This is a genomic window from Ruegeria sp. MALMAid1280, from assembly GCF_049195285.1.
GTDB lineage: Bacteria > Pseudomonadota > Alphaproteobacteria > Rhodobacterales > Rhodobacteraceae > Ruegeria.
Genome location: NZ_JBMIRT010000055.1, coordinates 150206 through 174791, shown reverse-complemented (window position 1 = coordinate 174791; position 24586 = coordinate 150206). Strand labels below are relative to the sequence as shown.

Annotated in this window: 29 protein-coding genes; 9 read left to right on the top strand and 20 right to left on the bottom strand. The window is 59.8% G+C overall.

Features of this window, described 5'->3' with window-relative positions; genetic code table 11:
- Window positions 1-23 precede the first annotated feature (23 nt).
- Genes ACOQFT_RS15360 through ACOQFT_RS15330 form a run of 7 tightly spaced genes read right to left on the bottom strand, consistent with a single transcriptional unit; the run spans window position 24 to window position 5447 of the window.
- The gene (locus ACOQFT_RS15360) at window positions 24-923 is read right to left on the bottom strand and encodes a lysophospholipid acyltransferase family protein (RefSeq protein ID WP_421598760.1); all 900 of its coding nucleotides are present in this window, start codon (window positions 921-923) and stop codon (window positions 24-26) included.
- Window positions 924-962: 39 nt separating this feature from the next.
- Window positions 963-1232: an HPr family phosphocarrier protein gene (locus ACOQFT_RS15355; protein ID WP_170328297.1), complete on the bottom strand. Its 270-nt coding sequence runs from the start codon at window positions 1230-1232 to the stop codon at window positions 963-965.
- A 2-nt stretch (window positions 1233-1234) separates the two neighbouring features.
- On the bottom strand, window positions 1235-1642 hold the full coding sequence (locus ACOQFT_RS15350; protein WP_170333676.1) for a PTS sugar transporter subunit IIA: 408 nt from the start codon (window positions 1640-1642) through the stop codon (window positions 1235-1237).
- Window positions 1639-2520 carry an RNase adapter RapZ gene (gene rapZ / locus ACOQFT_RS15345; RefSeq protein ID WP_421598759.1) on the bottom strand — a complete coding sequence of 294 codons (882 nt, stop codon included), beginning with the start codon at window positions 2518-2520 and terminating at the stop codon, window positions 1639-1641. The genes ACOQFT_RS15350 and rapZ overlap by 4 nt, the downstream gene beginning before the upstream one ends.
- Window positions 2517-2987: an HPr kinase/phosphorylase gene (locus ACOQFT_RS15340; protein WP_421598758.1), complete on the bottom strand. Its 471-nt coding sequence runs from the start codon at window positions 2985-2987 to the stop codon at window positions 2517-2519. Before ACOQFT_RS15340 ends, rapZ begins: the two co-directional genes overlap by 4 nt.
- A gap of 4 nt (window positions 2988-2991) precedes the next feature.
- Window positions 2992-4710 (bottom strand): ATP-binding protein, encoded by a 1719-nt coding sequence (locus tag ACOQFT_RS15335; protein WP_421598757.1) that lies wholly within the window; start codon window positions 4708-4710, stop codon window positions 2992-2994.
- Window positions 4711-4742: 32 nt separating this feature from the next.
- On the bottom strand, window positions 4743-5447 hold the full coding sequence (locus ACOQFT_RS15330) for a response regulator transcription factor (protein ID WP_421598756.1): 705 nt from the start codon (window positions 5445-5447) through the stop codon (window positions 4743-4745).
- Between the two features lie 348 nt (window positions 5448-5795).
- Between ACOQFT_RS15330 and ACOQFT_RS15325 the strand changes: the two genes are divergently transcribed.
- The 3 genes from ACOQFT_RS15325 to ACOQFT_RS15315 all read left to right on the top strand — a co-directional run bounded on the left by ACOQFT_RS15325 (window position 5796) and on the right by ACOQFT_RS15315 (window position 8626).
- Window positions 5796-7394, top strand: a complete 1599-nt coding sequence (locus tag ACOQFT_RS15325) for a phosphoenolpyruvate carboxykinase (RefSeq protein WP_421598755.1) — start codon at window positions 5796-5798, stop codon at window positions 7392-7394.
- A 362-nt stretch (window positions 7395-7756) separates the two neighbouring features.
- Entirely contained in the window at window positions 7757-8047 is a 291-nt protein-coding gene (locus ACOQFT_RS15320) for a hypothetical protein (protein ID WP_170448080.1), read from the top strand.
- Window positions 8048-8074: 27 nt separating this feature from the next.
- Entirely contained in the window at window positions 8075-8626 is a 552-nt protein-coding gene (locus ACOQFT_RS15315) for a hypothetical protein (protein ID WP_421598754.1), read from the top strand.
- Here the strand turns inward: ACOQFT_RS15315 and ACOQFT_RS15310 are convergent.
- Complete coding sequence (locus ACOQFT_RS15310) at window positions 8623-9387, bottom strand: sulfite exporter TauE/SafE family protein (RefSeq protein ID WP_421598753.1); 765 nt, start codon at window positions 9385-9387, stop codon at window positions 8623-8625. The genes ACOQFT_RS15315 and ACOQFT_RS15310 overlap by 4 nt on opposite strands.
- Before the next feature lie 145 nt (window positions 9388-9532).
- Between ACOQFT_RS15310 and ACOQFT_RS15305 the strand changes: the two genes are divergently transcribed.
- The 3 genes from ACOQFT_RS15305 to ACOQFT_RS15295 all read left to right on the top strand — a co-directional run bounded on the left by ACOQFT_RS15305 (window position 9533) and on the right by ACOQFT_RS15295 (window position 12370).
- The gene (locus ACOQFT_RS15305; RefSeq protein WP_421598752.1) at window positions 9533-11224 is read left to right on the top strand and encodes an acyl-CoA dehydrogenase family protein; all 1692 of its coding nucleotides are present in this window, start codon (window positions 9533-9535) and stop codon (window positions 11222-11224) included.
- A 160-nt stretch (window positions 11225-11384) separates the two neighbouring features.
- Complete coding sequence (locus ACOQFT_RS15300; RefSeq protein WP_421598751.1) at window positions 11385-11939, top strand: hypothetical protein; 555 nt, start codon at window positions 11385-11387, stop codon at window positions 11937-11939.
- Between the two features lie 38 nt (window positions 11940-11977).
- On the top strand, window positions 11978-12370 hold the full coding sequence (locus ACOQFT_RS15295; RefSeq protein ID WP_421598750.1) for an META domain-containing protein: 393 nt from the start codon (window positions 11978-11980) through the stop codon (window positions 12368-12370).
- Here ACOQFT_RS15295 and recO read toward each other — a convergent pair.
- A complete protein-coding gene (recO, locus tag ACOQFT_RS15290; RefSeq protein WP_421598749.1) occupies window positions 12354-13079 on the bottom strand; it encodes a DNA repair protein RecO in 726 nt (241 codons plus the stop codon). The two genes, ACOQFT_RS15295 and recO, sit on opposite strands and share 17 nt — an antisense overlap.
- A gap of 223 nt (window positions 13080-13302) precedes the next feature.
- On the opposite strand from recO, the gene ACOQFT_RS15285 reads away from it, so the two are divergent.
- Window positions 13303-13692: a VOC family protein gene (locus tag ACOQFT_RS15285; protein WP_421598748.1), complete on the top strand. Its 390-nt coding sequence runs from the start codon at window positions 13303-13305 to the stop codon at window positions 13690-13692.
- A 48-nt stretch (window positions 13693-13740) separates the two neighbouring features.
- Here the strand turns inward: ACOQFT_RS15285 and ACOQFT_RS15280 are convergent, their stop codons facing one another.
- Together ACOQFT_RS15280 and era are read right to left on the bottom strand one after the other, a co-directional pair.
- Window positions 13741-14070: a DUF1491 family protein gene (locus tag ACOQFT_RS15280; RefSeq protein WP_421598747.1), complete on the bottom strand. Its 330-nt coding sequence runs from the start codon at window positions 14068-14070 to the stop codon at window positions 13741-13743.
- Window positions 14067-14975: a GTPase Era gene (gene era / locus ACOQFT_RS15275; RefSeq protein WP_421598746.1), complete on the bottom strand. Its 909-nt coding sequence runs from the start codon at window positions 14973-14975 to the stop codon at window positions 14067-14069. The genes ACOQFT_RS15280 and era overlap by 4 nt, the downstream gene beginning before the upstream one ends.
- 156 nt (window positions 14976-15131) lie before the next feature.
- On the opposite strand from era, the gene ACOQFT_RS15270 reads away from it, so the two are divergent.
- Window positions 15132-16508 carry a multicopper oxidase family protein gene (locus ACOQFT_RS15270; protein WP_421598745.1) on the top strand — a complete coding sequence of 459 codons (1377 nt, stop codon included), beginning with the start codon at window positions 15132-15134 and terminating at the stop codon, window positions 16506-16508.
- Between the two features lie 124 nt (window positions 16509-16632).
- Here ACOQFT_RS15270 and rnc read toward each other — a convergent pair whose 3' ends face one another.
- From rnc to folK, 9 genes are all read right to left on the bottom strand, one after another.
- The gene (gene rnc / locus ACOQFT_RS15265) at window positions 16633-17313 is read right to left on the bottom strand and encodes a ribonuclease III (protein ID WP_421598744.1); all 681 of its coding nucleotides are present in this window, start codon (window positions 17311-17313) and stop codon (window positions 16633-16635) included.
- On the bottom strand, window positions 17310-18149 hold the full coding sequence (gene lepB, locus ACOQFT_RS15260) for a signal peptidase I (protein WP_421598743.1): 840 nt from the start codon (window positions 18147-18149) through the stop codon (window positions 17310-17312). The genes rnc and lepB overlap by 4 nt, the downstream gene beginning before the upstream one ends.
- A 57-nt stretch (window positions 18150-18206) precedes the next feature.
- Window positions 18207-18626, bottom strand: coding sequence for a holo-ACP synthase (acpS, locus tag ACOQFT_RS15255; RefSeq protein ID WP_421598742.1), 420 nt, complete (start codon window positions 18624-18626; stop codon window positions 18207-18209).
- Window positions 18623-18946, bottom strand: coding sequence for a hypothetical protein (locus ACOQFT_RS15250; protein ID WP_421598741.1), 324 nt, complete (start codon window positions 18944-18946; stop codon window positions 18623-18625). Before ACOQFT_RS15250 ends, acpS begins: the two co-directional genes overlap by 4 nt.
- A 146-nt stretch (window positions 18947-19092) precedes the next feature.
- Complete coding sequence (locus ACOQFT_RS15245; protein WP_421598740.1) at window positions 19093-19839, bottom strand: pyridoxine 5'-phosphate synthase; 747 nt, start codon at window positions 19837-19839, stop codon at window positions 19093-19095.
- Window positions 19832-20530, bottom strand: a complete 699-nt coding sequence (locus tag ACOQFT_RS15240; protein ID WP_421598739.1) for a DUF2062 domain-containing protein — start codon at window positions 20528-20530, stop codon at window positions 19832-19834. The genes ACOQFT_RS15245 and ACOQFT_RS15240 overlap by 8 nt, the downstream gene beginning before the upstream one ends.
- A 16-nt stretch (window positions 20531-20546) precedes the next feature.
- Window positions 20547-22679 carry a RelA/SpoT family protein gene (locus ACOQFT_RS15235; protein ID WP_421598738.1) on the bottom strand — a complete coding sequence of 711 codons (2133 nt, stop codon included), beginning with the start codon at window positions 22677-22679 and terminating at the stop codon, window positions 20547-20549.
- Window positions 22680-22705: 26 nt separating this feature from the next.
- Window positions 22706-23059 (bottom strand): DNA-directed RNA polymerase subunit omega, encoded by a 354-nt coding sequence (rpoZ, locus tag ACOQFT_RS15230; RefSeq protein ID WP_170380450.1) that lies wholly within the window; start codon window positions 23057-23059, stop codon window positions 22706-22708.
- Between the two features lie 94 nt (window positions 23060-23153).
- Window positions 23154-23723 (bottom strand): 2-amino-4-hydroxy-6-hydroxymethyldihydropteridine diphosphokinase, encoded by a 570-nt coding sequence (folK, locus tag ACOQFT_RS15225; protein ID WP_421598737.1) that lies wholly within the window; start codon window positions 23721-23723, stop codon window positions 23154-23156.
- A gap of 140 nt (window positions 23724-23863) precedes the next feature.
- On the opposite strand from folK, the gene ACOQFT_RS15220 reads away from it, so the two are divergent.
- Complete coding sequence (locus tag ACOQFT_RS15220) at window positions 23864-24439, top strand: NYN domain-containing protein (protein ID WP_058283597.1); 576 nt, start codon at window positions 23864-23866, stop codon at window positions 24437-24439.
- Window positions 24440-24586 lie beyond the last annotated feature (147 nt).

The window sequence follows — 24586 nt, the reverse complement described above, 5'->3', positions numbered from 1 at the left end:
TTTTGGCCAGATGAAGACGCGGATCAGCTTTTAAGCGACTGGCCCAGCGACAGGGTGTGCTTTCTGAGCCAGGCCATGAAGCCGCGCGGGTCGCGCTCCAACAGCAGCATATCCTCGTCCGAGATCAGATCGCCGATCACCGGGGATTGCGGCTTATTGCAGGAACGCACGATTTCATGCAGCAAAAGCCCCTGCCGCAGGATCGGAGACAGTTTGTTGGCGATCTGATAGGCGCGCGAGTTTCTGCCCGGGAAGAAGATCGGAACAACACGCGCCCCGGACCGGCGGATCATTTTAGCGGTGAACACATTCCATTCCCGCTCTTGCGCCGGACCGAACCAGTCGTCCGAGGACATCACCACACCCGAAGGGAACAAGGCCACAACGCCGCCTTCTTTCAGGTGGTCCATCGCCTTGCCGCGCATTTCCAGCATCTTGGACTGTGCTTCGGGGTCATGTGGGAATGGCACCGGAATCATGAACGAGGTGGCCGCTTCGTCCAGCCCCGTCAGGACCGAGCGGGTCAGGATGCGATAGTCGCTGCGTACCCGACCAATCAGTTCGGCCAGAATCATGCCATCGACCATGCCGTGAGGGTGGTTCGCCACCACCACGACGGGGCCTTCTTTCGGAATGCGGGCAATCTGCTCTTCCGGCGTGGTCAGGTCGATGCCCATCACTTCGAGTGCGCCGCCCCAAAACCGCTGGCCGCGGTAGTATTCGTTCTTTTTCTCGAACTTGTTGACCATGCGCAGGATGGTCAGCTTGCCCGTGCACCATTCGATGGCGCGAATGGCTGTGGACGTCCAGGCATCGTCGAACGAGTTGGCGTAGGTCAGGGTTCTACGGTCGTAGATTTCGCCCTGGTCCGCTGTCCCATCCACCATCGGGCCTGTCTTGGTCTCGTGCGTCGTTTCCGCCAATTCCTGGTCTTCCCGTTCTTCGTATCGCGGCTGGTTAGGTCAGAACCCTTCCCCGAACTTGTCGTTCACCAGGGTTTCCAATGCATCAGCCAACGCCTCAGCATCCGGTCCGGACGTCTCGACGTCAATAGTCGTTCCGCGAGAGGCTGCCAACATCAAAAGGCCCATAATACTGTCGCCCGATGCAGAAAAGCCGTCCTTGGAAACCTCGGCCTGGGCGTCAAAGCCCTCGACCACCTCAACCAGCTTGGCCGAGGCGCGGGCGTGCAAACCTTTTTCATTAATGATTTTCAGGCTTCGATTGGTCATTCTTAATCAATCCGGTCTTCTTGTAATGTCACATTTTGCGCATTGATATATTTGCGTCCAGCCTCCATCGCCTGCCGCACCGCATCGGCGATGGGCAAGTGGCGGGTTTTAGCCAATTTAATCAACATAGGCAGATTTGCACCGTAAAGGATGCGACGGTCCTGCGGCGCGCAGGCCCGCAGGCTCAGATTCGACGGGCTGCCTCCGAACAGGTCGGTCACAACAACCACACCATCCCCGGCATCAACACTGTCGGCAGCGGCGCAAATCTCGGCCTGCTTGGCCTCGCGATCGTGATCGGGCTCGATCGAAATCGCGGCCAGGCCGGGTTGCTTTCCGACCACATGCTGCATGGCGGCCAGGTATTCCTGCGCCAGCCCACCATGTGCTACGAGTACAATCCCGATCAATCCGGCCTCACATTCAATGATCGTCGTTCCATTTCGCGGTGCCTAATTGCCACTTGCTGCCCCTCTTCTGCAAGGGCCTTTGCAACCGCTTCGGCCATAGCCACCGATCTGTGTTGCCCTCCGGTACAGCCAAAGGCCACGGACAGGTGCGCTTTGCCTTCGGCCCGGAAGGTCGGCAGCAGGACTTTCAGCAGGTCAACCACCCGGTCGAAAAACGGCGCGTAGTTCGTATCCGACTGAACATAGTGCGCCACGTCCGGGTTTCGACCATCTTCTGCCCGCAACTCGGGCCGCCAATAAGGATTGGCCAGAAACCGGCAGTCAAACACCATGTCCAGGCCCCGCGGCAGGCCGCGCTTGTACGAAAAGGATTCGATGGCCACCGACAGGTGCCGCCCACCATGCGGGGCGAACCAGCGTTCGACCTCTTGGCGCAGCTGGTGAATGTTCAGCGGGCTGGTGTCGATCAGGATATCGGCGATTTCACGGATCGGGGCCAGCAATTCCTTTTCCTGCCGCACACCGGTTTCCGGACTGGCATCGGCCGCAACCGGATGCCGGCGGCGGGTTTCCGAAAACCGCCGCAGCAGCACATCGTCAGTGCAATCCAGATACAGCGTCGTCAGGTCGACCTGCTCCATCCGCCGCAGCCTGACAGCCAGTTCAATAAAGCCGATGGTCGAAAAATCACGATTGCGGGCATCGATACCTAACGCCATCGGACGCTCGCTTTGCGGGCCATCCAACAAGCGCATCAAAAGACCCATCGGCAGGTTGTCTATGGCCTCAAAGCCCAGATCTTCAAGAACCCGGATCGCCGTCGAGCGGCCCGCACCCGAGGGGCCGGTCACCAGGACGATGCGCCGTTGCGTTGTCATGTGCTGGGCCATTCCGGGTCCACGCGCCCCATCTTCAAAAGTTGCATAAGTGCCGCGGCCAAATTGGGCACGCCCCCCGCCCGAAGCAAGGGAACAGTTTGCCTCAGCACCACGGTTTTTGCCGGCTCTGGCAGGCGCGTCGGTTCGGTCTGATCAAGGTCGACCACATAGCGGACCGGCGTCGCCCCCGCAGCATGTGCACGCAGCAAGCCGAGGCCGCGCGCCTCGATCAACCCGCGCAGGTTCGGAGCAGCTTCGGCTATGGCCTTTCCGCCCGCCATTCGCAGCTCGACCCGGTCATCGCCGACCAGCGATGCCCCAAGCGCCATCATCTGCAAGGCCAGCGCCGATTTCCCCGCCCCCGAACGCCCGAGGATCAGCGCGCCTTGCCCATCGACGGCAACACATGTGGCGTGGAGTATGGCGGTGTCCTGCTGTTGGATGTCCAAGAGGGCCTGACCGCTCATGCGCTTATACGGGCAGGCCCACGACGAAACGCGCGCCTTGCGGGTCCGATGTGATGTCGGCCTTGGTCGGGCGGATATTCTCGGCCCAGATCACACCGCCATGGGCCTCGACGATCTGCTTGGAGATCGCAAGGCCAAGACCCGAGTTATTGCCAAAATGCTCGGCCGGGCGTTGCGAATAGAACCGCTTGAATACCTTGGTCAGCGCCTGTTCGGGGATGCCGGGGCCGGTGTCTTCGACCACGATCAGAACCCGGTTCTCCCGCCGCCGCACCCAGACCCGGATGGCGTCGTGTTCCTCGCTGAAGGAAATCGCGTTGGTGATCAGATTGACGAACACCTGCGCCAACCGCGCCTCAAGCCCGTTGATGATGATCGGATTCGCTGGCAGGTCGGTGATATAGTCGATGCCTTTGGCCCGCGCCTCTTCACCCAGATACTGGCTGATATTGCCGACCAGCTTCAGCAGATCAAAAGGCTGTTCCTCTTCCTTGACCAGTTCGGCATCCAGCCGGGACGCGTTCGAAATATCGCTGACCAGACGGTCCAGCCGCCGCACATCATGTTCGATCACGCCCAGCAGCTTGTCGCGCTGATCGTCACGCTTGACCATGCGCAAGGTGCCGACCGCCGATTGCAGACTGGCCAGCGGGTTCTTGATCTCATGCGCCACGTCGGCCGCGAACTGTTCATTGGCGTCGATGCGGTTGTAAAGCGCCGTCACCATCCCCCGCAGCGCACGGCTGAGCCGTCCGATCTCATCCGGGCGGGCGCTGAGATCGGGGATGCGGATACGGCCCGGATTGACCCCGGCACCGCGATCCTTGCCCATTTCAGCAGCGGCGGCCAGTTCGGCCAGCGGGTTGGCGATGGTCGAAGCCAGAACAAGGCTGAGACCGATGGACACCAGCAGGGCGACGACAAACATCTGCAGAATACGCTCTTGTTCACGCCGGGCCAGCGCGTCAATCTCACCGGCAGGACCAGCCATTGCGACCGCACCGACCGGTGCCCCGTCCAGCAGGATCGGAGCCGCGCTGACGATGACGGTTTTTCCCATGTCATCCTGAACCGCCTGCACCTGCATCTGGCCCAGCAGCGCCTGTGGAATGATTTCCTGCACCCTTTGCGCAAGGGTTGGCGCATCAGTGCCGCCCCCGCCTGCAAAAACTCGGGACAAACCGGTCCAAACCGCATTCAGCGCGTCGCTGATCAGTGTGCTGCCGGTTTGAACCTCGGCATCAGGCCTCAGAAGAACCGGCATCTGCGATGAGGCCGATGCTCCCCGCGTCCAACCGATCAGAGTTCCGCCAGCGTCATAAACAAAGACCTCACCCCCATCAGGAAGGCTGAGGCCTGCAAGCGTGTCCTTCACATCCAGCGCCGCCGTTTCGGATGAACTGGCAGCCTGATTCTGACGCAGCTGAGCCTCGAAAACGTTGCTGACCAGCTGCGCGTCCCCAATCAGGTTTCGCGCGGTCCGCTGAACCTGCTCTTCACGGGAATCGTCGAGATAAAGCAGGCCGGTGACAAGGATGACCAGCGCGATAAGATTGAAGGTGATGATCTTCCGCGCCAGCGGTGAGCCGCGCAGAGAAAACAGGTTGCGCCGCCGTCGCGTGGCACGCAACTCGGCAGACTCGGGGTCTTGCGGGATGACCCAGTCATCCCCCAGAACGACATCTCCGTCCTGTACTTCGGTCACTTGTTCCGTATCGCGCACCAGACCCGGTTACCCTTTTTCAGCGGCTACGCTTATTCTTCGTTATACCTGTATCCGATGCCATAGAGCGTTTCGATCGCCGAAAACTCGGGATCTGCTGCCCGCATCTTTTTCCGCAGACGCTTGATATGGCTGTCGATGGTCCGGTCGTCCACATAGACCTGATCGTCATAAGCCACATCCATCAGCTGATCGCGGCTTTTGACGAAACCCGGACGCTGCGCCAACGCCTGCAGCAGCAAGAACTCGGTCACTGTCAATGAGACATCCGCGCCCTTCCAGCTGACCGCATGGCGCAACGGGTCCATCCGCAGGTCGCCCCGCTCCATCACTTTGGTATCGCCGCTATTGGCGTTGGTCACATCGCCTGCCGTCGCCTCTTGCCGGCGCAACAATGCGCGGATGCGTTCGACCAGCAAACGCTGCGAGAACGGTTTTTTCACATAGTCATCCGCGCCCATGCGCAGACCCAGAACCTCGTCGATCTCATCGTCCTTCGACGTCAGAAAGATCACCGGCATCTGGGTTTTCTGCCGCAGCCGTTGCAGCAAATCCATGCCGTCCATGCGTGGCATCTTAATATCCAGCACGGCCATATCAGGCAGTTTCTTGTTGAATGCATCCAGGGCCGCTTGCCCGTCGTTATAAGTTTCGACCTCGAATCCTTCGGCTTCGAGCGTCATGGACACGGACGTCAGAATGTTTCTGTCGTCGTCCACCAGTGCAATCTTTGACATCGGGATTACCCCTATTCCTGCTCACTCATGCAATATTTCGCTTATTAGTAGGGCATCATTGTCGGTTTTATGACCGCGAATCAATCCGTATCTGCGAATCGCACGATTGTTGTCACACAGTTGCGGCAAAAAAGCCGTTAATCCGCACAGAAAAGTACCTTGTTTTCCGACAGAAATTTCCTGATGGCGCTAAACCTGAGCTTGGTTGCGCTAACTGCGGCAAAGCCTCCTGTTCATGTCCCAAACGACCGTGATAAGAGGCGCCCAGCCGCCGGACATTCCCGGCACACTGCCCCAAGAGCGCACGTGGCCCCAACAGCCGCCGCGCCGCCACAGGAGAAGACACACATGACATCTGGACGGGTTAACCCGCAATTCCGCCTCGAAGATCAGGGCATCGAGGGTCTGGGCAATGTCTATTACAACTTCATGGAACCGGCGCTGATCGAAGAGGCGCTGAAGCGCGGCGAAGGCACACTTGGCAATGGCGGGGCCTTTCTGGTGACCACCGGCAAGTTCACCGGCCGTTCGCCCAAGGACAAGCACGTCGTCAAGACCGACAGCGTCGCCGACACCATCTGGTGGGAAAACAACGCCGCGATGAGCCCCGAGGGCTTTGACTCGCTGTATGAAGACATGTTGGCCCATATGAAAGGCCGCGACTATTTTGTGCAGGACCTCGTCGGCGGTGCCGATCCGGCCTATTCGATCAACGTGCGCATGGTCACCGAGCTGGCCTGGCACAACCTGTTCATCCGCCACCTGCTGCGCCGCCCGGATCGTGAGGATCTGAACGAATTCATCGCCGACTTCACCATCATCAACTGCCCCAGTTTCCAGGCCGACCCTGCCAAGCACAACTGCAGCAGCGAGACCGTGATTGCCCTGAACTTCGATCGCAAGATGATCCTGATCGGCGGCACCGAATATGCCGGCGAGAACAAGAAATCCGTCTTCACCCTACTGAACTACATGCTGCCGGAAAAAGGCGTGATGCCGATGCACTGCTCGGCCAACCACGCCGTTGGCAACCCGGTGGACACCGCTGTGTTCTTCGGCCTGTCGGGCACCGGCAAAACCACCCTGTCCGCCGACCCGGCACGCACCCTGATCGGCGATGACGAGCACGGCTGGTCGGATCGCGGCACCTTCAACTTCGAAGGCGGCTGCTATGCCAAGACAATCAACCTGAACGCCGAGGCCGAGCCCGAAATCTACGCGACCACCAGCAAGTTCGCCACCGTGATCGAGAACATGGTCTTTGACCCCGAAACCAAGGAACTGGATTTCGACGACGACTCGCTGACCGCGAACATGCGTTGCGCCTACCCGCTCGAATATATCTCGAATGCCTCCAGCAGCGCTCTGGGCGGTCACCCCAAGAACATCATCATGCTGACCTGTGATGCGTTTGGCGTTCTGCCTCCGATCGCGCGGCTGACCCCGGCGCAGGCGATGTATCACTTCCTGTCCGGCTTCACCTCGAAGGTCGCCGGGACCGAGCGTGGCGTGACCGAGCCGCAGCCGACCTTCTCGACCTGCTTTGGTGCGCCGTTCATGCCGCGTCGACCCGAGGCGTATGGCAACCTGCTGCGGGACAAGATCGCCCAGCACGGCGCGACCTGCTGGCTGGTGAACACCGGCTGGACCGGCGGCGCCTATGGCGTTGGTTCGCGGATGCCGATCAAGGCCACCCGCGCCCTGCTGACCGCCGCGCTGGACGGGTCGCTGCGTGACGCCGAATTCCGCAAGGACGCCAATTTCGGCTTTGACGTGCCGGTTTCGGTGCCTGGCGTGGCCGAGGTTCTGCTGGACCCGCGCCGCACCTGGGACGACCAGGCCGCCTTCGACAAACAGGCGGAAAAACTGGTGCAAATGTTCGCCGAGAACTTCGAACAGTACCTGCCCTTCATCGACGAAGACATCAAAGCCGTCGCAATCGGCTAACCGGAAAAAGGGGGTGGTTTCGCCCCCTTTCTCTTGGAATGTCCATCGCGATACGATCACCTCATGGTTGTATTGCGCACAGTTCGGTTACAAATGCGTTGCCCGAGGACGGTTCGTGGGTTATTTGATGACGTCATTATGACGAAAAAGTCCGGCGCAATTCTGCACCGGACCAAACTTGAAAAGACCTTGGGGCAGCTCGAGCAGACGATCACATCAGCAGAATGAGCAACCTAATCAAATAAGTACTGTATTACAAAGGGAATAAGTGTCAAGATGAGACATGCTGAAAACACTCAACTCAGTATGTCGATTTTCGTCGCGGACATGCGGCTGACGGCACTTGAAGCGATGGGTAGAATATGACCGAAATCTCGAAACTGACCGAACTGCGCAAGCTGATGCAGAGTATGGAGCAGACGCTGGGGCTGGAGCAACTGTCTCCGGTTGAGCGCGACATCTATTACGCGGCCGAAGAGCTGTCCAAATCCGACGAAGAGGTGCGCACCTTCGGGCTGATTGAGCACACACTTGTCAAAAGCGTCTCGCGCCCGACCTTCTTTCGTGCACTGAAATCCTTGGTGCAGAAAGGTTACTTGTCGCAAAGCGGCAGCGCCAACCGGGGCCGGTATATCGTTCATGCCCCCAAGTGACGCCTTTAAACTGCGCAAAGGTAGCTGATGATCGACACGCGCAGGTGGGCGACTGACACACTTTGTGCCTCGTTGGCGTATGTGGTGGCATCGTACCTTACATTTCAGGTGCTGATGCCGCTTCAGAATGTGTTCTTTCCTGAATATCCAAGTCGGGCAAGTTTGCTGTTCCTGCCTCATGGGGTGCGGGTTCTGTCGGCTTGGCTTTTGGGGTGGCGGGCGATCTTTGCACTGCTGCCCGGAGTCTTCGTTGTCTTTGCCTTTCTTGGTGGCGGTGATGTGTTCCTGCCAAGCCGGTTGATGGCAATCGTCATTGCCGTCACCACGGTGCCTGCGGTGTTTTACCTTTGTAAATGGGTCGGATGGGATCTGTTTCCCCGACCGGACCGCAAACCCTGCTGGTCTTGTGTCATGGGCGTGGGAATCATCACGTCCTTCCTTGTATCCGGCCTGACCAACATGGCATTTGGCAGCGCACGCGCAGAGTATGTTGCCTTTCTGATTGGCGACATCTCGGGGCTATTTTTCCTGATGCTGGGGCTTTATTATACCTTCCGGTTCGCCGACAGGCACAGTTAACCGAGCAACCCGCGCCGCAACAGGTTGACGCCCGCAATCAGCAGAACAAGCAGCGTCACCTTGCGAAACACGGCCTGATCGATGCGCGACTGCAACCCCAATCCGATCCACATTCCCGCCAGCGCCGGGAGGATCAGGATCGCCGAAAACGGCACCGTCTCAGCCCGCAATATGCCAGAGCCCAGATGCGCCAGCATCAGCGCAACGGCCCCCAAACCGTAGATCACCCCCTGCACGCGCATCTGCACCGCTTTGGGTGTATTCAACGCGGTCAGATAGGCAACGGTCGGCGGCCCCCAGATGCCCGACATCCCGCCGACAAACCCGGCAAGCGCGCCGATTCCGGCCTCAATCCGCGCTGATGGTTTACCCAGCGAAAGCTGCACACCCAACACCTGTATCAGCGCGAAAAACGTGACCGGAATGCCGATCATCAGCAAGAAGGTCCGGGCAGGCACGGCACTCACCAACTGAGCGCCAAGCAGCAGGAACACAAGCCCGACCATCAGAAATACCCGGAATTGTTTGATCGCCGAGACAGCAGCAGGTACGCCTTCGCGCAGGGCCTGCACGCCGTTGGTCACCAGCGTCGGCAGGATCAGGCCGGCAATCGCCAGATCAGGCGGTAGGAACATGCTGAGCCCGGACACCAGAACCATCGGCATGGCAAACCCGACCATGCCTTTCACCCACCCCGCCACAAAGGCGACGACAAGGGCCAACATCAGATCTTGCGGAGTGAGCAACGAAAACAGGGTCATACGCCCGTGATATCACTCTTGGCGGGCGCTGCACTGCAAAATTGTTAAAGCAATTTTCGAACTTTTTAGCAGCTATATACGTATTTTTGTTGCGCTGCATGTGCAGCATGGTATGACCGGACGACACCAGAGAAGGACCTGATTCATGGCCCATGACGGACAGGATATGACCCAGATGACACCATCCGCGATTTTGCCCGAGCTTCTGACACTGACCCGCGCGGCGCTGCCCGCGGTCGAGACCGTGTTCGAGCGTGCCCGCGACGCGGTTCGTGAGATGGTCACCGAAGACGGCCGGGTCTCTGGTGCGCTGATCGAGGCGAACCAGACCGCCGCGCATGGTCTGGCCTGGCTGGCGACATACAACCAGTCTCTGCAACAGATGCAACGCTGGGCCGATGCGCTGGAATCGGACGGCAAGTTCGGTGAGATGGAACAGCTGCTGCACCAGATCGCCTTTGGTGAATACCTGCATCAGGTCGCGGGCGGCATCCCGATGAACCAGGGCGAGGTCGTGCGCCTGCAGGATATGGGTCTCGGCTGGGACGCGCTGTCGGGCTTCCAATGCTCCGAAGTGCAGACCTTGATGGCGCAGGCCAACTCTCAGGCCGCCCGTACGCGGTTGGTGGCCCTGATGGAGGATCAGGCCGGCGCGACCATGTTCGGCGCCTCGGGTCTGGATGAAGAGCTGGAAATGATCCGCGACCAGTTCCGCCGCTATGCACAGGAAAAGGTCGAGCCGAACGCCCATGACTGGCACCTCAAGGACGAGCTGATCCCGATCGAGATCATCGAGGAACTGGCCGAGATGGGTGTCTTTGGCTTGACCATCCCGGAAGAATTCGGCGGTTTTGGCCTCTCCAAAGCCTCGATGTGTGTGGTGTCCGAGGAGCTGTCGCGCGGCTATATCGGCGTCGGCTCGCTGGGCACGCGGTCCGAGATCGCGGCCGAGTTGATCATCGCTGGTGGCACCGACGAGCAGAAAGCCAACTGGCTGCCGAAACTGGCCAGCGCGGAAATTCTGCCCACAGCCGTGTTCACCGAACCGAACACCGGGTCCGACCTTGGCAGCCTGCGCACGCGCGCGGTCAAGAACGCGGATGGCGATTACGAGATCACCGGCAACAAGACATGGATCACCCACGCGGCGCGCACCCATGTGATGACCCTGCTGGCCCGCACCAACCCCGACACAACCGACCACCGCGGCCTGTCCATGTTCCTGGCCGAGAAAACGCCGGGCACCGACGAGAAACCCTTCCCCACTCCCGGCATGACCGGCGGCGAGATCGAGGTTCTGGGCTATCGTGGCATGAAGGAATACGAGCTGGGCTTTGACGGCTTCAAGGTCAAAGGCGAGAACTTGCTGGGCGGTGAAGAGGGCAAAGGCTTCAAACAACTAATGGAGACCTTTGAATCCGCCCGCATCCAGACCGCTGCCCGCGCCGTCGGCGTGGCACAAAGTGCGTTGGATATCGCGATGCAATATGCGCAGGACCGCAAGCAGTTCGGCAAGTCGCTGATCAACTTCCCCCGCGTCTCGGGCAAGCTGGCGATGATGGCGGTTGAGATCATGATCGCGCGCCAGCTGACCTATTTCTCGGCCTGGGAAAAGGATCACGGCCAACGCTGCGACCTAGAGGCAGGCATGGCCAAGCTGCTGGGTGCACGCGTCGCATGGGCGGCTGCGGATAACGGTCTGCAGATCCACGGCGGCAACGGTTTTGCGTTGGAATACAAGATCAGCCGCGTTCTGTGCGACGCGCGCATTCTGAACATTTTCGAAGGGGCTGCCGAAATTCAGGCACAGGTCATCGCACGACGTCTGCTCGGGTGATCGAATTCGGCATTCCTGTTTCCCCGACTGACCCGGCCTTAGCGCCGGGTCTTTTTCTCTTGGATACAGGTTGTGATCCGCCGATACGTGAACTTCCCCTTTGATCTCAGACAGCAACCCGGTTAGAGCACGCTGCGCTTCAAAAAGAATGGCACACGGAATGACCAGACGACTTTTCGCACTTTGGACGGTCCTCGCAGCTCTCGCCCTGAGCGGCTGCGCCAAGACACAGCCGACCGCGACGCAAAACGATATCGACGATCTGGCGCAGGCCATCCAATCCCTTGACCCAAAGGTCGACCCGGCCGAGGCGCAACAGGCCGCCACAATCGCCTATAGCTACTCGAGGCAATTGAAGCACGAATGGAACGTCACCGACTCGGCCATCATTCACAACGCCAAGATCATCAATGGCTTTCGGGAAATGGGCCTGTGCAATGACTGGGCGCAGGCCATGACGACGCGCCTGCGGCAGGAAAACTTCCGCACGCTGGACCTGCACTGGGCCACGTCTCCGCCGACACAGTTCCGGATCATCCACCACTCGGCCCTGATCAGCGCCAAGGGGGATTCGATGTATGACGGGATCATCCTTGATCCGTGGCGCGCAAGCGGCGCGCTGACATGGGCACCCGTGCAAGAGGACACCAGGTACAATTGGCGCCCCCGTCTGGACGTGCGGGAAGAGTTGATCAGCGGCGAGCTTCCCTACTAACCGTTTCGCAGACCACCCTGTTAAGCTAAGACCGATCCATGACACGCCTGATCCTGACCCTGCCCCTGCTGGCCCTGTTCCAATGCGAAAAGGATGAAACGGTCGCCGCCTATGGCGCGGCGGACCGGACATGGGCGCTGCAAGAGATTGACGGCCAGCCTTACGAGGCCAGCGCCCTGCTGCGCTTTCCCGAGACAGGAAAAATCGAAGGCAACGCGCCCTGCAACAGCTACAGCGGCACCCTGAACGCCCCCTATCCGTGGTTTGAGGTCACGGATCTGACCGCCACCCGCGCCGCATGTGCCGGGCTCGAGGCCGAGGGTTTCTATTTTGCCGCCCTCATGACCATGACCCAATCCGAAGTGTCAGGCGATGTGCTGATCCTGCGCAACGATGACGGGCACGAGATGGTGTTCACAGCCGCCGAGTGAACTGATCCACAAACCGCACCCGCGCCTCGGGCGGCGGACGGTGGCCCAGAGAGGGCGCAACCCGGTGCTCCAGAAAATACCCAGTCGTTTTCAGGGCATCGGCAATTTCGGCATCCGGCGCAGCGCCTTTACCACGCAAACAGGGCGGCAGGGGCAACAGCTTGTCCGCCCACTCCCCCGCACCTTGGGCGCTGACGGCTCGGCCGGTTTTGGGCGAGACATAGACCAGCCCTTCGGTCGCCCCTGTCACCGCACAGGCAGACAGATCCAGACCAAAGCCCAGCTCCTCAAGCAGCGCCAGTTCCCAGCGCAGATAGGCCAGCGGCCAGACTTCGTCCTGCCCCAACAGGTCCATCAACTGTTCGGTCTGCTTGTAGATCGCCGGATGCGGCTCGCGCTCGGGCAGGCAGAACGACAGCAACGACACCACCGCGTTCAACCCGGCCAGCGCCAATCGCCCAGAAAACGCCGCCGCCGCACGCGACCGCAGGGGTTCCACCTGAAACGACCCGATATGCTCCTCAAGCCGCGCGCGCCAGAGCACATCCAACTGCGCGCCGGGTTGTAGGATGGGCGCAATCTTGCGGCTGGTCCCTCCGCGCACGACCCCCGCATGACGCCCGTGGCCTTCGGTAAAGACCTCGATAATCGCCGCCGTCTCACCATGGCGGCGGGAGGTCAAAAGTATGCCGTGATCGCGCCAGTCCAAAATTGGCTCCGTTAAGTCATTAGATCAGTGTGCAGACAATCTTAAGGCAGTTGCACGTGCAAGATACAAACTGGCTCAGGTGCATAAACACTAACGGCAATTTGCCGAACGCCGAACTCAATTGCGCTTGAAGGGCGTTCATGCAACACGGCAGAAACACATTGCATGCGACTGAGATACGCACTAATGTTCCCTTTATGTTCTATAAATCAGGATTCAAAAAATGTCTCTGAACTATGTTATGATCGGTTCAAACGACGTCACTAACGCCCGCACCTACTATGACGCGGTCGTGCCACTAATTGGCGGCAAAGTCATCGCCGAATACATGCCCCACGCAGTGTGCTATGAACTGCGCGGCGGCGGACGCGTCTGGGTTTCTGTGCCACACGATCAAAAAACGGCAACACCCGGAAACGGCAACATGGTCGGTTTGTTATGCCAGAGCGAAGATGAGGTGCGCGAGGTCCATGCGGCGGCTCTGGCCAATGGCGGCGCCAACGAGGGCGATCCCGGCCCGCGTCCGCAGTATGGCCCGGACTTTTTTGGCGCGTATGCCCGCGATCTGGACGGCAACAAGATGAGTTTTGTCTATTTTACCGACGCGGGCTGATCGCATTTGCGGTCAGTGAACTGAATAGATTTGACCAGTCTTTAGGTATCAATCCAACCCTTTTTCGCCAAGCAAATGCCGCCCTTGCCTGTCCTCGACCTCGATCACCCATAGGTCGGGGTCAAAGCTGCGCTGGCGTTCGATGGCGGTGTCCACATCCGCCTCGCGGCCGGTGGACAGTTCGACCCATTTGCGCTCACCGCTCATCAGGTCAAAGCTGCGCTGGAAGGCCACGGCCTGACCGTCCAGCGTGTTCAGTTTGACCAGAACTGCCCCCGCCGTGTCGTCGCCATGGGCCACAACAAAGGCCGGGATTTCCTGAAAGCGAAGGCGCGCCAGATAGGCGTGGACCCAGAATTCGGCCGTCAGGCGGGTCATGCGTTGCCGTCTTTGAAGTCCAGACCCATTTCCGAATAGCGCTCGGACTCCTCCAGCCAATTGGGCCGGACCTTGACCTGCAGGAACAGGTGGACCTTGCGATCCAGGAACTCTTCCAACTCGGCCCGCGCGGACTGGCTGACTGCCTTGATCGTCTCGCCGCGTTTGCCCAGAACGATGCCCTTGTGACCGTCCCGCATGACGTAGATGACCTGATCGATCTTGGCGGACCCGTCCTTGCGCTCTTCCCAGCTCTCGGTCTCGACGGTCAGTTGATAGGGCAGTTCCTGATGTAGGCGCAGGGTCAGCTTCTCGCGCGTCATCTCGGCAGCGATCATGCGCAGGGGCAGATCGGCAATCTGGTCTTCGGGGTAGAGCCACGGGCTTTCGGGCAGTTCCGCTGCAAGCCACGCGCGCAGGTCATCCACGCCAAAGCCCTTTTCGGCGGAAATCATAAATGTCTCGGCAAAGGGGTAGCGTGTGTTCAAGTCACTGGTCAGAGCGAGCAGCTTCTCGCTGGGCACCTTGTCGATCTTGTTGATCGCCAGCGCGACGGTGCGGCCCTGTCCGATCTCTTCCAGACCTTCCAGAATGCGTTCAACACCTTCAGTTATGCCGCGATGGGCCTCAACCATCAGAACGACCACATCAGCATCCGCAGCCCCGCCCCATGCAGCGGCGACCATGGCACGGTCCAGGCGGCGGCGCGGTTTGAACAGGCCGGGCGTATCCACAAAGACCAGCTGCGCATCGCCCTCCATCGCCACGCCGCGGATGCGGGCACGGGTGGTTTGCACCTTGTGCGTCACGATCGAGACCTTGGCCCCGACCATGCGGTTCAGAAGGGTGGATTTGCCTGCGTTGGGCTCTCCGATCAGGGCGATAAATCCGGCGCGTGTGGTCATGTGTCCTGCGATCCTGTTTGCAAGTGCGCACCCCTATAGCAGATTGACCCTTTGGACCAGAGGGATTTGTCGCATTGCAGCCATGAGGTTACGGTGGCAGAACCGCATCACGCCGCGCCAGAGCCAGCCAGGCCGCAACCCTTCTATGAGGCAACAATGAAACGTCGTGAGTTTCTCTTGGGCAGCGGCGCCGCCGCTGGCGCGTTGGGCTTGGGTGGAATCGAATTGGCAGCTGGCGCTCAGGAACTGGTCGTCCAACCGGCCAGCTTTGCCCTGCGCGAGCGCGTCACCACCGGTATGGTCAGCCTGTCGCCGGATGCGCCGCCCCCGGTTCTTTATGGCAAACAGGGCGAAGTGATGCGGCTGCCGGTGCGCAATACCTTGCCCGACTACACGGCGATGCACTGGCACGGGATGCGCATTCCCAACGGTATGGACGGGGTGCCCTATCTGACCCAGATGCCAATCGGGCCGGGTGAAGTGTTCGACTATGAATTCAGGCCTCCGGATGCGGGCACCTACTGGTATCACCCCCATTGCATGACGATGGAGCAGATGGCCCATGGCCTGACCGGCGTTATGGTGGTTGCCGAGGCTGAAGACCCCGGGTTTGACAGCGAGCAGGTGGTCAACCTACGCGATTTCCGGCTGGATGAGGACGGGGTCTTCCTGCCAGCCTACACGGCACGCGGGGCAGCACGGGCCGGAACATTCGGCAACGTGCAGACGGCAAACTGGCTGGACGGGCCGATCTATGATCACGCGGCTGGCGGACTGGTGCGGCTGCGGGTGGTCAACACGGACACGACCCGCATCTACAAAATCCATTTGCACGGCGCCGAGGCCCGGATCATTGCCTGGGACGGCCACCCGGTCGAGGTCGAGGTGCAAATGCCCAGCGCCGAAGCGCCGCTGTTGGTTGGCCCGGGGCAAAGAGTGGATTTTGCGGTTCAAATGCCTTCTGACGAAGGACTGACCGTTGACCTGATGGCAAAATTCCCAGGTCAGCCGCATCGGGCGATGACCAGCTTTCGGGCGGTCGGGGCGTCTGTGGCACGTGACCTGCGCGAATTGCGCCCCTTGCCCGCAAACCCGGTGGCTGAACCCGATCTGAGCACGGCGGAACTGCATGAATTTGTCTTTGGGTGGACCCCCGAAGGCGGTGAGCCGACCAACGGGTTCTGTGGCTCGCTGGGTTACAATTTCTGGTCCATCAACCGGACCCCCTGGCCTGGTGACGCGGCACAGGGGGTCGGTCCGCTGGCGACGCTGGAGAGGGGCAAAAGTTATGTCCTACGTCTGCGCAATGAGTCTCCGAACCTGCATCCGATCCATTTGCACGGGCTGGCTTTCTTGCCGTTGAAATCAAACCTGCGCAGCTTGCCGCCGCTGATGACAGACACGATGTTGCTGCTGAAGGATGAGGTTGTGGACATCGCCCTGGTTGCAGACAATCGCGGAGACTGGGCATTCCACTGCCATGTGATCGAGCATCAGAAAACCGGGTTGACCGGGTTCATCCGGGTGGTTTGAGTTTCGGACTGGCTGCGCCAATCCGACCGGCAGGGGGCCAGCTCCCTCGCCCGGATTTCATCCGGGCTCACCCCCGGGATATTTTTGGCCAGATGAAGAAAGAATCCGTGGCGAACCGGGGGGATTACTTTGGCAGGCTTTCAAGCAAGGCCTTGGCTGCAGTCTGTTCGGCCTGACGTTTTGATCCTGCAGTTGCCTGCGCCTCGGTCCCGTCCTGCAGGCGGGCGGCGATGGTGAAGACAGGTGCGTGGTCCGGACCGCTGCGTTTGATCTCGACATAGCTGGGCGGTTTCTGCCCCCGCGCCTGCGCCCATTCCTGTAATGAGGTCTTGGCGTCGCGGGCATCGGCCTCAACCGTGTGGATGCGGTCCCCCCAAAGCGCAAGGATCACGTCACGCGCCGCCTCGAACCCGGCGTCACGGTAGATGGCGGCAATGACAGCCTCCATCGCGTCACCCAGCAGGGCCTGTTTGCGGCGGCCACCTGACAGCATCTCGGACCGGCCCAGTTTCAGCACCGCGCCCAGATCGATCTGGCGGGCGACGTCGGCGCAGGCCTCTTTGCGGACCAGCGCATTGAAACGGGGGGCAAGCTGACCTTCCGAGGCTTTCTTGTCGGCCTCAAGCAGCGCGGTGGCCATGACGAGGCCCAGAACCCGGTCACCCAGAAACTCCAACCGTTGGTTGTCGGGTCGCGTGGCCGACGAGACAGACCCGTGCGTCAAGGCGCGCACCAGAAGTTCGGGGGTGGTGAATTCATACCCCAAACGCTGTTGAAACGCCTTTATATCGGCCGAGAGCTTCAATTGACTGCCTTGAAGAACCGGTCGCCGCGCCATGTCCAGAAGAACAGCATCGACCGGCCTGCGGATGAGAACATGATCCGGTCGGCCCGACCGATCAGGTTTTCATACGGCACATACCCCACACCGCCAGCGGAAAGCGGCAGGCGGCTGTCGCTGGAATTGTCGCGGTTGTCACCCATGAAGAAATAGTGGCCTTCGGGTACGGTATAGATGCCTGTATTGTCGGACGCCTGGTTTCCAATATTCAGCACATCGTACGTGACGCCATTGGGCAGGGTTTCAATCAAACGGGTTTTCTCGCAGGCACCACCAACGCCGACCGGGCCGTTTTCACAGCGCGGGCGCAAGCGTTGCGGGCCTTGCGGCGCGGACGTTTCGGTAAAGACACCGTCGGGCTGTTGCGGCACCGGCGTGCCGTTCAGGATGATCTGGCCAGCCCGGATCTGGATACGGTCGCCCGGCATACCGATCAGGCGCTTGATATAGTCGCGCCCGGTAGCGGGGTGGCGAAAGACGATGACGTCACCGCGCACGGGCTCTCCGCCCAGAAAGCGGGAATTGTTGTCGCCCTGCATCCAGCCACAGATATCCTCGGCGTCGATGTCCAAACCGATGCGAGGAATGATCAGGCTGGGGCAGGACGCGTAGGAATAGCCATAGGCCATCTTGTTGACGAACAGGAAATCCCCGATCAGCAGGGTCTCTTTCATCGACCCCGAGGGGATCCAGAACGGCTGAAAGAACAGTGTGCGGAAAACACCCGCAATCAGCAGGGCGTAGACGATGGTTTTGATCGTCTCCCATACGGGATTTCCGGTTTTGACGTCCTCGGCCATACTGCTCTCCGGTCCTTGGGTTGTTGGGGTGCTACATGCGGGGCGGAGGGGGGCAAGTCAAGGCTGTGCGCCCTGATCTTGCAGCGGCCGGGCCTCGATCACCACGAAGGCCTGCGCCCAAGGATGGTCGTCGGTCAGGGTGACGTGGATGATCGCCTCATGCCCGTCGGGCGTCATCTCTTTCAGGCGTTCGGCGGCCCAGCCGGTGACGTGCATGACCGGCTGACCCGTGCGCAGGTTGGTGACTGCCATGTCTTTCCACGAAATACCCATGCGCAGGCCGGTACCCAGCGCTTTGGAACACGCCTCTTTCGCGGCCCAGCGTTTGGCGTAAGTCCCCGCCGTATCGGCGCGACGTTCGGCCTTGCCCTGTTCGGTGTCGGTGAAAACGCGATTGCGAAATCGGTCGCCAAACCGATCAAGCGTGCCCTGAATGCGGTCGATATTAGCAAGGTCCGTACCGATGCCGAGGATCATGCGCTTTGGTTCTTTTTCAGAAACACCGCAAAGCCCCTTTTGACGCCAAGCATGAAAGCAAATCGACAAAAAACGAATGAGACAAAACCGACGACAACGATCTGGACGGAATATCCGATCAACACTGTTCCGTCAGCCATCAGGGTCCAAAGACCCAACACGAAAACCTGAAACAGAAAAAGCCCCAATACGATGCACAGCCCGGTCAGAACCATTTTTCTGGCAATAACCCAGCTTTTCAACGAAGGGTCGCAATGCTTGCCGGTCCGACCGGCCCATACCCCGTAAAAGAACGCCGCTGCCACAAGTGCGACACTCATTGGCATCAGCGGGAAAGGCAGATCAAATTCGAAAACGCGCCTGGCGATGGAAAAGGCCACCAAAACCGCAAAGACGAGACCCACGTAAGTGACGTGGTCAAACTTTATTGTCGCTTTTGTTGTGGGTGCAGGAATCACTCGTGCCATTATGCGCGCGCCTCATCCATCAGTCGGCGCATCTCGGCAATGGCCGGGGTGAGGCCGCGAAAGATCGCCTCGCCGATCAGGAAGTGGCCGATATTCAGTTCACGCACCTCGGGGAATGCCGCGATGGGCTGCACCGTTTCGTAAGTCAGGCCGTGCCCGGCGTGGACCTCAAGCCCCAGTGAGTGGGCAAAGGCGGACATGTCACGCAGGCTTTCCAGTTCGCGCGCGGCCTCGTCCGTGCGGCCCTCGGCATGGGAATCGCAATAGGCGCCGGTGTGCAGTTCGATCACTTCGGCCCCGATGCGGTGGGCGGCTTCGATCTGGCGTTGATCGGCAGCGATGAAGATGGACACGCGGCAACCTGCCTCGCGCAGCGGTGCGATGTAGTGGGCCAGCTTGTTTTCCTCGCGCGCGACCTCAAGCCCGCCCTCGGTAGTGCGTTCCTCGCGCTTTTCGGGCACGATGCAGACCGCGTGCGGTTTGTGGCGCAGTGCGATTTGCTGCATCTCGGGCGTGGCCGCCATTTCAAAGTTCAGCGGCACCGACAGAACTTCCATCAAACCGTCGATATCAGCGTCCGAGATATGGCGGCGGTCTTCGCGCAGATGGGCGGTGATGCCATCCGCCCCGGCCTCTTCCGCCAATTTGGCAGCACGCAGCGGGTCCGGGTAAGCGCCGCCACGAGCGTTGCGCACCGTGGCCACGTGGTCGATATTTACACCCAGACGCAGGGGGTTGTCAGACATCGCTTATTTCCTTTTCCGATTTCCGCTCTGAATTTAGCGGGTTCGCCACAGGAACGGCAGGTTCGGTTTCCGCCAACCGTTTGATTTCCTCGAATTTCGCCTTGATCCGGGCGCGACGGCGCTGTTGGTAGGTGCGAACCACCGGCAGGCTGAGGTAATAGCAGATGACCCCCGCCAGAAGCCCCGGCAAGATGCCCCCGATCAGATAGGGAAAGAACACTTCGTCGTAAAACACGGCAAGGCCGCGCCAGTCGGCAACGCGGTCGGTGAACATTGCCATGAAATTGTTCTTCAGGTCGCTCAGCGCCTTGAAAAAGCTGTCCATCAGGCCGTGGGTTTCACCTTCGTCAAAATCGTCGCCCAGCAGATAGTTCCCGGTTTGCAGACAGATGACGCCGATGGGCACATAGGTCAGCGGATTACCGAAAAACGTACCGCTGAGGGATGCCAGAAGGTTGCCGTTGATCAGGCGGCTGATCAGGGCCGCTATGACGAAGTGGAACCCGTAAAATGGCGTGAACGCAGTGAACACACCCGCCCCGACACCGCGCGCGATGCGCTCAGGTGAATCCGGCAGGCGCCGGATACGGTGTTTGACGTAGTGAAAGGCGCGGGTCCAGCCGCCGCGCGGATAGACAAACTCCGAAGCGATCCGAATGGGCGAGCGTCGGTCTCGGCGCTTGAAAACCACTCCTGATCACCCCTTCTCAGCCAGCCGCAACCGCGGTTTTTTCCCTGTCCCGATGCCGTTCGACCGCGGCAACGTCGCTTTCGGCCTCAAGCATCAGCATCAGTGAATGCAACTGTTCGAGGTCGCGCAGTTCGACACTGATCAACAGACGGTAAAAATCCGGTTTGCGGTCAACGAATTCCAGGTTCGAGATATTGGCCTTTTTCTCACCGATCAATGTGCAAATGCGCCCCAGTACCCCGGCATCGTTGCCGATGGTCAGATCCAGCGTGACGCCATAGGCGGCCGGGTGCGTGCCCGAGTGCCAGTGCAGATCGACCCAGCGGTCGGGCTCGCTTTCGAATTCAGACAGGCGGTCGCAGTCGATGGCGTGCACGACCACGCCCTTGCCGCGATACGTAATACCGACAATACGTTCACCCGGCAGCGGCTGACAGCAGGGCGCGCGGTCAAACTTCTGGCCCGGTTCCAAACCGATCACCGCGCGGCGCGGGGAAATGGCATCGCCTTCATCCTGCGCCAGTTCGGGATAGACCGCGCTGACCACCTCATGCGCGGTCAGTTCAGCACTGCCGAGACGGGCCAACAATTCGTGCCGGTCTTTCAGGCGCAGGTGCTTGGCGGCGGTGTCCAGCGCCTTGTCTGTGGCCTTGCGACCGACGTGATCAAATCCCGATCGCGCCAGTTCTTTGCCCAGCTTGATGAAACGCTCGCGGTCTACCTCGCGCAGCGCACGACGGATGGATGTGCGGGCCTTGCCGGTGACAGCGATCTCAAGCCACGTAACCTGCGGGGTTTGACCGTCAGCGGTGATAATGTCCACCGATTGCCCGTTCTTGATCCGGGTCCACAGCGGCACGCGGATGCCGTCGACCTTGGCGCCAACGCAGGCATGACCGATGCGCGTGTGGATGGCATAGGCAAAATCTATCGGCGTTGCTCCGCGCGGCAGTTTCACCACGTCGCCCTTGGGCGTAAAGCAGAACACCTGGTCCGAATACATTTCCAGCTTCACAGCTTCGAGGAAATCCTCGTGATCATCCTCGCTGTCGAACTGTTCGGTCAGGTTCGCGATCCACTTGGCCGGATCGACCGCAAACGGGTTTTCCGAGCGTACACCATCGCGGTACGACCAGTGCGCCGCGACACCGGTTTCGGCCACGTCGTGCATCTGGCGGGTGCGAATCTGAACCTCGACCCGCTTGCCATCGCGCCCTGAGACGGTGGTGTGAATCGAGCGATACCCGTTCGATTTCGGCTGGCTGATGTAATCCTTGAACCGGCCCGGCACCGCGCGCCAGCGCTGGTGGATCGCGCCAAGGGTGCGGTAACAATCTTCCTCGGTCTGGGTGATGATACGGAAGCCGTAGATGTCGGACAGGCGCGAAAAGCCCTGATCCTTTTCCTGCATCTTGCGCCAGATCGAATAAGGTTTCTTGGCGCGGCCGAACACCTCAGCGTCGATTCCGGCCTTTTCAAGCTCGTGCCTCATGTCGCCGGTGATCCGGTGGATCACGTCACCGGTTTCGCGTTGCAGCGTGATGAAGCGGCGAATGATCGACTGACGACCTTCGGGGTTCAGCACACGGAACGCGAGGTCTTCCAGTTCCTCGCGCATCCATTGCATCCCCATCCGGCCTGCAAGTGGCGCGTAGATGTCCATGGTCTCGCGCGCTTTGACGATCTGCTTTTCGGGGCGCATCGCCTTGATCGTGCGCATGTTGTGCAGACGGTCGGCCAGTTTGACCAGAATGACCCGAAGGTCCTTGGACATGGCCATGAACAGCTTGCGAAAATTCTCTGCCTGCTTGGTCTCACGGCTGGAAAGCTGAAGGTTGGTCAGCTTGGTGACGCCATCGACCAGCTTGGCGACCTCATCGCCGAACAGCTCGGCCACCTTGCTGTAATTGGCCTTGGTGTCCTCGATCGTGTCGTGCAGCAGTGCCGTGATAATGGTCGCATCATCCAGACGCTGTTCGGTCAGGATGGCGGCAACGGCAACGGGATGAGTGAAATAGGGCTCGCCGGAGTGGCGGAACTGACCTTCGTGCATCTCCTGCCCGAACTCATAGGCCCGGGCGATGCGGTCGGCATTTGTCTTGGGGTTGTAGTTGCGGACCAGCGCAATCAGGTCGTCAGCAGAAATCATCCGGTCCGCACCTTCGTTTTTGGGGATTACCCCTGGCCTTGAGCCTCCATCAGAGCGCGCAGCAGCTTCTCTTCCGACATGTCATCTTCGGCCGGCTTGTCCGATTCCGCACCCATCAGCAGAGCCATCTGATCTTCTTCCGGCTCATCGACCTCGATCTGGGTCTGATTGGCCTCGATCAGGCGCTCACGCAGCTCGTCGGCGCTCTGGGTCTCGTCCGCGATCTCGCGCAACGACACGACAGGGTTTTTATCATTGTCACGGTCGACGGTGATCGGGCCACCGGCAGAAATCTCGCGCGCACGATGGGCGGCAAGCATCACCAGTTCGAACCGGTTCGGAACCTTGTCTACGCAATCTTCAACCGTCACGCGGGCCATGGGGCGCTCTCCGTTACTGAATCCATGTCAGGAAGACGTTTATCTAAGCGCGAATCCCCGCCTTGACAAGCAAGAAATGCCGCAAATGCATCATTCACAGGGGGGTCACCGCCGCAATATCTTCGGCGGGCAGCTCTGCCAGCATCTCAGTGACGGTTCGCCCCAGCACCGGATGGCGCCAGTCTGGGGCCACATCCGCCATCGGAACCAGCACAAAGGCGCGATCCTGCAGGCGCGGATGCGGCAGGATCAACTGATCCGGCGTTTGCCGCGTCTGCGCCTTGGGTGGCAGGGCCAGCCATCGGTCATATACGCTGCGATCCGGCAGAACCTGATCGCCGTAGCAGACCAGATCCAGATCCAGCGTGCGCATCCCCCAGCGCTGCACCCTCTCGCGGCCAAACTCATGCTCGACCGCGTGCAACACCTGCAACAGCTCGTCCGGGGTCTTGTCGGTCTCGATCAGAGCGGCCGCATTCACGTAATCCGGCCCCGCGCCGGGCGGGAAACAAGGGGTCTCGAAAAAGCGGCTGACGGTGCGAATCACCACCCCGTGACGCAAAATCGCGTCAACTCCCCTTTTAAGTGTCACCTTGGGCTCTAACTCTCTCAAACTGAGATTTCCGCCCAGTGCAATCACCGCTTCTGACATAAAATTGCTCATTAGACTCCCAATATTCGGCGAATTGCATGCTTGCGATACACATCAAATGCCCTAATTATAGGATTATCAGCGCGCCGCATATTTTCTAGCTCACTCACCTAACACCCGGTGTCGCTGGTTTGTACCGGAAGGATCTATTTATGTTTTATAAAGACGAACGGCTAGCGCTGTTCATCGACGGCTCGAATCTTTATGCGGCCGCAAAAGCACTGGGATTTGACATCGACTACAAATTGCTGCGCCAGGAGTTCATGCGCCGCGGCAAGATGCTTCGTGCTTTTTACTACACAGCGCTGCTCGAAAATGACGAGTATTCGCCGATCCGTCCCCTGGTTGACTGGCTTCATTACAACGGCTTCACCATGGTGACAAAACCGGCAAAAGAATACACCGACAGCATGGGGCGTCGGAAAGTCAAAGGAAACATGGATATCGAACTGACTGTCGATGCCATGGAACTGGCGCCGCGCGTCGATCATATTGTGCTGTTTTCGGGTGATGGGGATTTCCGCCCGCTGATTGCCAGCCTGCAACGTCAGGGCGTGCGCGTGTCGGTCGTCTCGACCATCCGCAGCCAGCCGCCGATGATCTCGGACGAGCTGCGCCGCCAGGCCGACAACTTCATCGAACTGGAAGACCTGCGCGACGTGATCGGGCGGCCTCCGCGTGAAATGCCTATGGAACCGCGCAGCGTTGCTGCTGCTGGCGGACAGTAACACCCCGACCACTCACCAAACCGGGGGAATGAAACAGGCGCGGTCAGGTTCTGAAAACCTGGCCGCGCTTTTTAAGTATGAATAGGTGCTGAAATCACCTGTTGGTTAGCACCTGTTCATGTCAGGCAAATGACAAGTTGGCGTCTG

Excerpts from the sequence above, each read along its gene's own strand:
- ACOQFT_RS15325 (WP_421598755.1), top strand. The coding sequence starts at position 5,796 with ATGACATCTGGACGGGTTAACCCGCAATTCCGCCTCGAAGATCAGGGC.
- ACOQFT_RS15295 (WP_421598750.1), top strand. The coding sequence starts at position 11,978 with ATGACACGCCTGATCCTGACCCTGCCCCTGCTGGCCCTGTTCCAATGC.
- ACOQFT_RS15270 (WP_421598745.1), top strand. The coding sequence starts at position 15,132 with ATGAAACGTCGTGAGTTTCTCTTGGGCAGCGGCGCCGCCGCTGGCGCG.
- ACOQFT_RS15340 (WP_421598758.1), bottom strand. The coding sequence starts at position 2,987 with ATGAGCGGTCAGGCCCTCTTGGACATCCAACAGCAGGACACCGCCATA.
- ACOQFT_RS15300 (WP_421598751.1), top strand. The coding sequence starts at position 11,385 with ATGACCAGACGACTTTTCGCACTTTGGACGGTCCTCGCAGCTCTCGCC.
- rpoZ (WP_170380450.1), bottom strand. The coding sequence starts at position 23,059 with ATGGCCCGCGTGACGGTTGAAGATTGCGTAGACAAGGTTCCGAACCGG.
- ACOQFT_RS15280 (WP_421598747.1), bottom strand. The coding sequence starts at position 14,070 with ATGACCCGCCTGACGGCCGAATTCTGGGTCCACGCCTATCTGGCGCGC.
- ACOQFT_RS15355 (WP_170328297.1), bottom strand. The coding sequence starts at position 1,232 with ATGACCAATCGAAGCCTGAAAATCATTAATGAAAAAGGTTTGCACGCC.
- ACOQFT_RS15245 (WP_421598740.1), bottom strand. The coding sequence starts at position 19,839 with ATGTCTGACAACCCCCTGCGTCTGGGTGTAAATATCGACCACGTGGCC.
- ACOQFT_RS15220 (WP_058283597.1), top strand. The coding sequence starts at position 23,864 with ATGTTTTATAAAGACGAACGGCTAGCGCTGTTCATCGACGGCTCGAAT.
- acpS (WP_421598742.1), bottom strand. The coding sequence starts at position 18,626 with ATGATCCTCGGCATCGGTACGGACCTTGCTAATATCGACCGCATTCAG.
- ACOQFT_RS15315 (WP_421598754.1), top strand. The coding sequence starts at position 8,075 with ATGATCGACACGCGCAGGTGGGCGACTGACACACTTTGTGCCTCGTTG.
- ACOQFT_RS15285 (WP_421598748.1), top strand. The coding sequence starts at position 13,303 with ATGTCTCTGAACTATGTTATGATCGGTTCAAACGACGTCACTAACGCC.
- folK (WP_421598737.1), bottom strand. The coding sequence starts at position 23,723 with ATGAGCAATTTTATGTCAGAAGCGGTGATTGCACTGGGCGGAAATCTC.
- ACOQFT_RS15250 (WP_421598741.1), bottom strand. The coding sequence starts at position 18,946 with ATGAGTGTCGCACTTGTGGCAGCGGCGTTCTTTTACGGGGTATGGGCC.
- ACOQFT_RS15305 (WP_421598752.1), top strand. The coding sequence starts at position 9,533 with ATGGCCCATGACGGACAGGATATGACCCAGATGACACCATCCGCGATT.
- ACOQFT_RS15310 (WP_421598753.1), bottom strand. The coding sequence starts at position 9,387 with ATGACCCTGTTTTCGTTGCTCACTCCGCAAGATCTGATGTTGGCCCTT.
- era (WP_421598746.1), bottom strand. The coding sequence starts at position 14,975 with ATGACCACACGCGCCGGATTTATCGCCCTGATCGGAGAGCCCAACGCA.
- rapZ (WP_421598759.1), bottom strand. The coding sequence starts at position 2,520 with ATGACAACGCAACGGCGCATCGTCCTGGTGACCGGCCCCTCGGGTGCG.
- ACOQFT_RS15330 (WP_421598756.1), bottom strand. The coding sequence starts at position 5,447 with ATGTCAAAGATTGCACTGGTGGACGACGACAGAAACATTCTGACGTCC.
- lepB (WP_421598743.1), bottom strand. The coding sequence starts at position 18,149 with ATGGCCGAGGACGTCAAAACCGGAAATCCCGTATGGGAGACGATCAAA.
- ACOQFT_RS15320 (WP_170448080.1), top strand. The coding sequence starts at position 7,757 with ATGACCGAAATCTCGAAACTGACCGAACTGCGCAAGCTGATGCAGAGT.
- ACOQFT_RS15235 (WP_421598738.1), bottom strand. The coding sequence starts at position 22,679 with ATGATTTCTGCTGACGACCTGATTGCGCTGGTCCGCAACTACAACCCC.